This window comes from Tateyamaria sp. (genome assembly GCF_059783535.1).
This window is the reverse complement of the sequence record NZ_JBYNDP010000176.1, coordinates 1-6,034: the sequence shown is the minus strand read 5'-3', so window position 1 is coordinate 6,034 and position 6,034 is coordinate 1. Positions and strand designations below refer to the sequence as shown.

Here is a 6,034-nt window from a genome sequence, read left to right as displayed (position 1 = left end):
GTCTTGCGCCGCATCTCGCGATAGAAATACTCCATCCGCAGCGCCTTGCGCCCTTCGGCCCAATCCTCGAATTCCTTGTGCGATGCGATGAAGCGATCATCCTCCAGCAGCGTGACCTTCAGCGGACAATCCTCAAGCGCGGCAATCAACCGATATTCCCCGGGCCGCGTGGCGATTACGTCCGACACGCCATGCTGCTCGGCCCGCCGCAGCAGCTCACCCGGGATGGACTGACTGTTCTCGGTGTCATCCAGCTCGGAATAGGCGACAGTCCACCCATCTTCCCGCAGCCGCGCCGCAAATTTGCGCATGGCGGCCAGAATCAGCGCGATCTTCTTGGGGTGGTGGGGCACATAAGACCCCTCCTCGGCCACCTCGGCCATCACCACCACATCCGACGCCTTGTCGGCGGCCTTCAGCGCCGCCACGCTCTCGGTCAACTGATCGCCCAACACCAAAACCAACCGACTCACCACGGCACCTCCGTCCCTGAATAGTCAAAAAAGCGGCCCGTCTGTTCAGGTCCCAATCCATCCATGACGGCAATCAGTTCCGCCGCCGCCTTTGCGGGCGGAACGGATGGATGGCGCCCAAGATACTTCTCGGTAAACGCGGTCGCCACTGTGCCAGGGTGCAACGCCACCACTGCGGCCTGTTTGTGTGTCCGCGCCAATTCAATCGATGCCGTCCTAACGATCTGATTTACCGCCGCCTTCGCGCTGCGATAGCTGATCCAGCCTCCAACCCTGTTGTCGCCAATCGACCCGACACGGGCCGACAAGACGGCAAAGACCGAAGGCGCGTCGCGCACCAGAAGCCGATGCGCGTGGCTCAGAACAAGGGCCGGGCCAACAGCATTCAGCGCAAACTGATCCAGCATCGCGGCCGCATCCAAGCCCTTGATCGTTTTTTCCGGCACCGCCCCATCAATCTCCAATGCGCCCGTCGCCAAAAGCACCCGATCATAGGGACCTCGCCCCACCAGATGCCGTTCCACAGACGCTGCGTTGGTCACATCGAATCCATCCATCGACCGTGACAGCCGATCCACCTCGGCACCCCGCTCCGCAAACCCATCCGCCAGCGCCGATCCGATGCCACCCGTCGCGCCAAGTATCAAAACCTTCTCCATGGGCGCAGAGCTAGCCGCCAATCCCGATCCATCAACTTCATTTCGCCAAATAAACCGCCCCCGGAGGGCCGATTGGCCAAACGCACGCCATCCGGAATTCCCCACTTCCCATTCACCAAAAGCGCGGTATAACTACGCCTATGACACACGCCACGCATATCCCGACCGCACGCCATCCCGGCGCGTCGCTGCGTGGCCTCCTGCTCCTAATCCGCCTCTGAGCGTGCCCATCGGCGCGACCGCTCAGAGGATGCCTCTCGCGCCAAGGCTTTAGGACAGAAAAAGAGAATTCAAATGACCCAAGACACGAAAACTCAGGATCGGGTTGTCATCTTTGACACAACCCTCCGCGACGGCGAACAATCGCCCGGCGCCACCATGACACACGCCGAAAAGCTGGAGATTGCAGGCCTGCTGGACGACATGGGCGTCGACATCATCGAAGCGGGCTTTCCCATCGCATCCGAAGGCGATTTCAACGCCGTCTCCGAGATCGCCAAGAACGCAGTAAACTCAGTCATCTGCGGCCTCGCCCGCGCGCAACTGCCTGACATCGACCGCTGTTGGGAGGCTGTGAAACACGCGGAACGCCCGCGCATCCACACATTCATCGGTACCTCGCCCCTGCACCGCGCCATTCCGAACCTGACCAAGGACGAAATGGCCGAACGGATCGAACAGACCGTGACCCATGCCCGCAACCTCTGCGACAACGTGCAATGGTCGCCGATGGACGCCACACGGACGGAACTCGACTACCTCTACCGCGTGGTCGAGATTGCAATCAAAGCAGGCGCCACCACAATCAACATCCCCGACACGGTCGGCTACACCGCACCGCGCGAAAGCGCCGACCTGATCCGCAAGCTGATCGAAAACGTGCCCGGCGCGGATGAGATCGTGTTCGCCACCCACTGCCACAATGATCTGGGCATGGCGACGGCGAACAGCCTCGCCGCCGTCGAAGCAGGCGCGCGCCAGATCGAATGCACGATCAACGGTCTGGGCGAACGGGCGGGCAACACCGCGCTGGAAGAGGTCGTGATGGCCCTCAAGGTCCGCAACGACATCATGCCCTTCCAGACGGGCATCGACTCGACCAAGATCATGAACATCTCGCGCCGCGTCGCTGCCGTCTCGGGCTTCCCCGTCCAGTTCAACAAGGCCATCGTCGGCAAGAACGCCTTCGCCCACGAATCCGGCATCCACCAGGACGGGATGCTCAAAAACGCCGAAACGTTCGAGATCATGCGCCCCGAGGACGTGGGCCTCAGCGAGACAAACCTCGTCATGGGCAAGCATTCGGGCCGCGCCGCTCTGCGGGATAAGCTCGAACAGCTCGGGTTCGAGGTGGGTGACAACCAACTCAAGGACGTCTTCGTCCGGTTCAAGGCCCTGGCCGACCGGAAAAAGGAAATCTTCGACGACGACCTGATCGCGCTCATGCGCACATCCTCCGACCCCGAAGACGAACGGCTCAAGATCGAAAAACTGGCTGTCCGCTGCGGCACCGAAGGGCCACAAGTGGCCGATCTGGTGATGGAAATCGATGGCGAGCGACACATGACCACCCAAACCGGCGATGGTCCGGTGGATGCGACATTCAACGCGGTCAAGGCGCTGTTCCCGCACGAGGCAAAGCTGCAGCTGTACCAGGTCCACGCCGTGACCGAGGGCACAGATGCACAGGCCACGGTCTCGGTCCGCATGGAAGAAGCAGGCCGCATAGTCACCGGCCAGTCCGCAGACACTGACACGGTCGTGGCCTCAGCCAAAGCCTATGTCCACGCGCTTAACCGGCTGCTGGTGCGGCGCGAAAAGGGTGGCAAGGACAGGGCCGAAATCAGCTACAAGGACGTGAGCTGACGCTTGGGCGGGCGACACGCCCGCCTTACTTCTCCCTCGGTGCCAAACCCGTAAGGCGGACGTGTCGTCCGCCTTTCTTTGTTCTATATTGCCCGCATGCAATACCACCTCAACGGCTTCCGCCCGGGCGATCCCAGACGTCAACCAGCCACCCAAAACACCAAAACAGACACCGACGTCCTGATTGTTGGCACCGGGCCTGCGGGGCTCACCCTTGCCGCCTACCTCGCGCAATTCCCACACATCCGCACCCGCATTGTCGAACGACGCGACGGCCCTCTGGTCATGGGGCAAGCCGACGGCATCGCCTGTCGCACGATGGAGATGTTCGAGGCATTCGGCTTTGCCCACCTTGTCGAGCGCGAAGCATATCACGTGAACGAAACCGCCTTCTGGAACCCTGACGACACGGGCCAGATCACCCGCACGGGTCGCATCGATGACGTCGAAGACGGGCTGTCAGAGATGCCCCACGTCATCCTCAGCCAAGCGCGGGTGCATGATTTCTACCTCGACCTGATGCGCAAGGCCCCAACCCGCCTCGAACCGGAATACGGCACGCAGGTCACAGGCCTGGCCATCGCTGACGAAGGCCCTGTTTCGGTCGAAACGAACCGCGGGACGATCAAGGCGCGATACGTCGTCGGTTGCGACGGCGCCCGCAGCGCCGTGCGGCAGGCACTCGGCATCCCGCACAAAGGCGAAGCCGAAAACGCCGCCTGGGGCGTCATGGACATCCTCGCCACCACCGACTTCCCCGATATCCGGCTCAAGACAGCCATCCAGTCACAGGACCAGGGCAGCCTCCTGATCATCCCGCGCGAAGGCGGGTACATGGTCCGCTTCTACATCGAACTGGCCAAACTCAATCCCGATGAACGGGTTGCGGACCGTGACCTGACACCGGACGACTTGATCGCGGCCGCGAAACGCATCCTCGCGCCCTACACGCTCGACGTCAAAGACATCGTCTGGTGGTCTGTTTACGAAATCGGGCAGCGGGTGACGGACCAATTCGCCGACACGGGGCCCAGTGACGACATACCTCCAAGGGTCTTCATCGCGGGCGACGCGTGCCACACCCACAGCCCCAAGGCGGGGCAAGGCATGAACGTATCAATGCAGGACGCGTTTAACCTCGGTTGGAAACTGCAATCGGTGCTGGAAGGGCGGGCGTCACCCGATCTCTTGCACACATACTCAGCCGAACGGCAGGCCATCGCACAGGAGCTGATTGATTTCGACCGCGACTTTGCCCGCGCCTTTGCCGCACGGGGACAGGACCCGCAAACCTTCCAAAACCACTTCCAGAAACATGCGCGCTATACTGCAGGGGTCGAAACACGCTACACGCCGGGCCACCTCACGGGGCCAGACCATTACCAGGCGCACGCCACAGGTTTTACCATCGGCAAACGGTTCCACTCAGCCCCGGTCATTCGCTGGGCCGATGCCAAATCCATGCAGCTTGGCCACAACATCTTGGCGGATGGAAGATGGCGGCTGTTTCACTTTGTGGGTGAGACCGACCATTCGGATGCACTGACACAGATCATCGCCAATCTTACACCGGATAACGACGACCCCGACAGCATCATCGATGTGCGCACCATCGTCCAAACCGAACACAGGGAGACCCATGCAGACATCATGCGTTTCCCCGCCAAGGGTGCTCTGAAGCTGCGTGATATGGAAAAGCTGTTCTGCCCGGACCCCGCTGCCGACATCTTCGACATGCGCGGGATCGACCGAAAGACCGGAGCGCTAGTCCTCGTGCGCCCCGATCAGTACGTGTCACATGTCCTGCCGCCGGAGCAGCAAGACGCACTCGTTAGTTGGTTGAATCAAGTCTTGGGGAGCGAGACTTAGCCACTGGCCCCATCGGCATCGAACATCAGGCGCAGGGTTACCGGAACGGCACGGACAATGTTCGGCAGGCTCGCCAGCTCCATCAACTTGTCCACGGCGGGATCAATTTCGGCATCGGCGGTGGACAGGAACATCATGCTGTCGGTCGTGACCATCACCTTATCCTCGGTCAGGCGCATCACGAACATGTCGCCATACATCGGCACTTCAACACCCAGCAGATCAAGGTTGCCCTCAACCTCCATCACCGTGCTGTCGCCGACGGCGACCTCTTCCATCGCGGCCATATCGATCTTGGCCGAAATCGACGCGCGCGGCGCGTTCTTGAACACATGCTCAACCATCCGTTCATTCCGAATGTCGATATTCGTCTCGACCGAGGACAAGTCGATACCAAGCGTTACGCTGCCATCTTTGGCAACCGTACCGTCGATCGACGAAAAGCTGTGCACCTCGCCCGTGTCGTTGAACTTGATCGACCCGAATGCCAGCTTCGATGCGCCACCGTCCAGCGTCCAGCTGTCGGCGTGCACCGTGGTCGCGGCCAGAGCCAATCCAAGGCCCAGCGCGGCCGTGCGAAGTGAAAACATGTTATCCTCCCGAGTTTAATAATGATCCGGGCAGACCCGCCCGGTTCATACAACAACACCGCACACCCCATGATTATTCACTGCGTCCGGAAAAAAATTTTCATGGCATGGCGACAGCTTGGCAGGACATTGCCGATTGCCCCTTGTTTTCGGCCCTTTCGTCCCAATGCCCGCGCCCGTATAAAGCGGTCGGTCCGCGCCTCGTCCTGAGTCGCGGACCCAACATCATTGGGGCCACGCAAAGGCAAGGGGCACGGGGCATGTCAGTATTCGGAAATCTGGGTGGGCTGTTTTCGTCCGACATGGCGATTGACCTCGGCACCGCCAACACGTTGGTCTATGTCAAAGGGCGCGGCGTGATCCTGTCCGAACCTTCGGTGGTGGCCTACCACGTCAAGGACGGCGTCAAGAAAGTGCTCGCCGTGGGCGAAGACGCCAAGCTGATGCTGGGCCGGACACCGGGCAGCATCGAAGCGATCCGACCCATGCGCGAAGGGGTCATTGCCGACTTCGACACCGCCGAAGAGATGATCAAGCACTTCATTCGCAAGGTGCACAAACGCTCGACCTTCTCGAA

At 60.9% G+C, this 6,034-nt stretch carries 6 protein-coding genes; 3 read left to right on the top strand and 3 right to left on the bottom strand.

What is annotated here, in order from left to right:
• Window positions 1-476, bottom strand: a 476-nt coding sequence (locus tag AC6RA8_RS20425; RefSeq protein WP_500355385.1) for a cryptochrome/photolyase family protein, incomplete at its 3' end; no start/stop codon positions are given.
• Window positions 470-1,132 carry an SDR family NAD(P)-dependent oxidoreductase gene (locus AC6RA8_RS20420; protein ID WP_500355382.1) on the bottom strand — a complete coding sequence of 221 codons (663 nt, stop codon included), beginning with the start codon at window positions 1,130-1,132 and terminating at the stop codon, window positions 470-472. The genes AC6RA8_RS20425 and AC6RA8_RS20420, both read right to left, overlap by 7 nt.
• Window positions 1,133-1,426: 294 nt before the next feature.
• Between AC6RA8_RS20420 and AC6RA8_RS20415 the strand changes: the two genes are divergently transcribed.
• Both AC6RA8_RS20415 and AC6RA8_RS20410 read left to right on the top strand, forming a co-directional pair.
• Window positions 1,427-2,998: a 2-isopropylmalate synthase gene (locus tag AC6RA8_RS20415; protein WP_500355380.1), complete on the top strand. Its 1,572-nt coding sequence runs from the start codon at window positions 1,427-1,429 to the stop codon at window positions 2,996-2,998.
• A gap of 96 nt (window positions 2,999-3,094) precedes the next feature.
• Window positions 3,095-4,867 carry an FAD-dependent monooxygenase gene (locus AC6RA8_RS20410; RefSeq protein WP_500355378.1) on the top strand — a complete coding sequence of 591 codons (1,773 nt, stop codon included), beginning with the start codon at window positions 3,095-3,097 and terminating at the stop codon, window positions 4,865-4,867.
• On the opposite strand, the gene AC6RA8_RS20405 is transcribed toward AC6RA8_RS20410, so the two are convergent.
• Window positions 4,864-5,457 carry a YceI family protein gene (locus tag AC6RA8_RS20405; protein WP_500355376.1) on the bottom strand — a complete coding sequence of 198 codons (594 nt, stop codon included), beginning with the start codon at window positions 5,455-5,457 and terminating at the stop codon, window positions 4,864-4,866. The two genes, AC6RA8_RS20410 and AC6RA8_RS20405, sit on opposite strands and share 4 nt — an antisense overlap.
• A 260-nt stretch (window positions 5,458-5,717) precedes the next feature.
• Here AC6RA8_RS20405 and AC6RA8_RS20400 point away from each other — a divergent pair.
• The coding region (locus AC6RA8_RS20400; RefSeq protein ID WP_500355375.1) for a rod shape-determining protein at window positions 5,718-6,034 on the top strand (317 nt) is incomplete at its 3' end.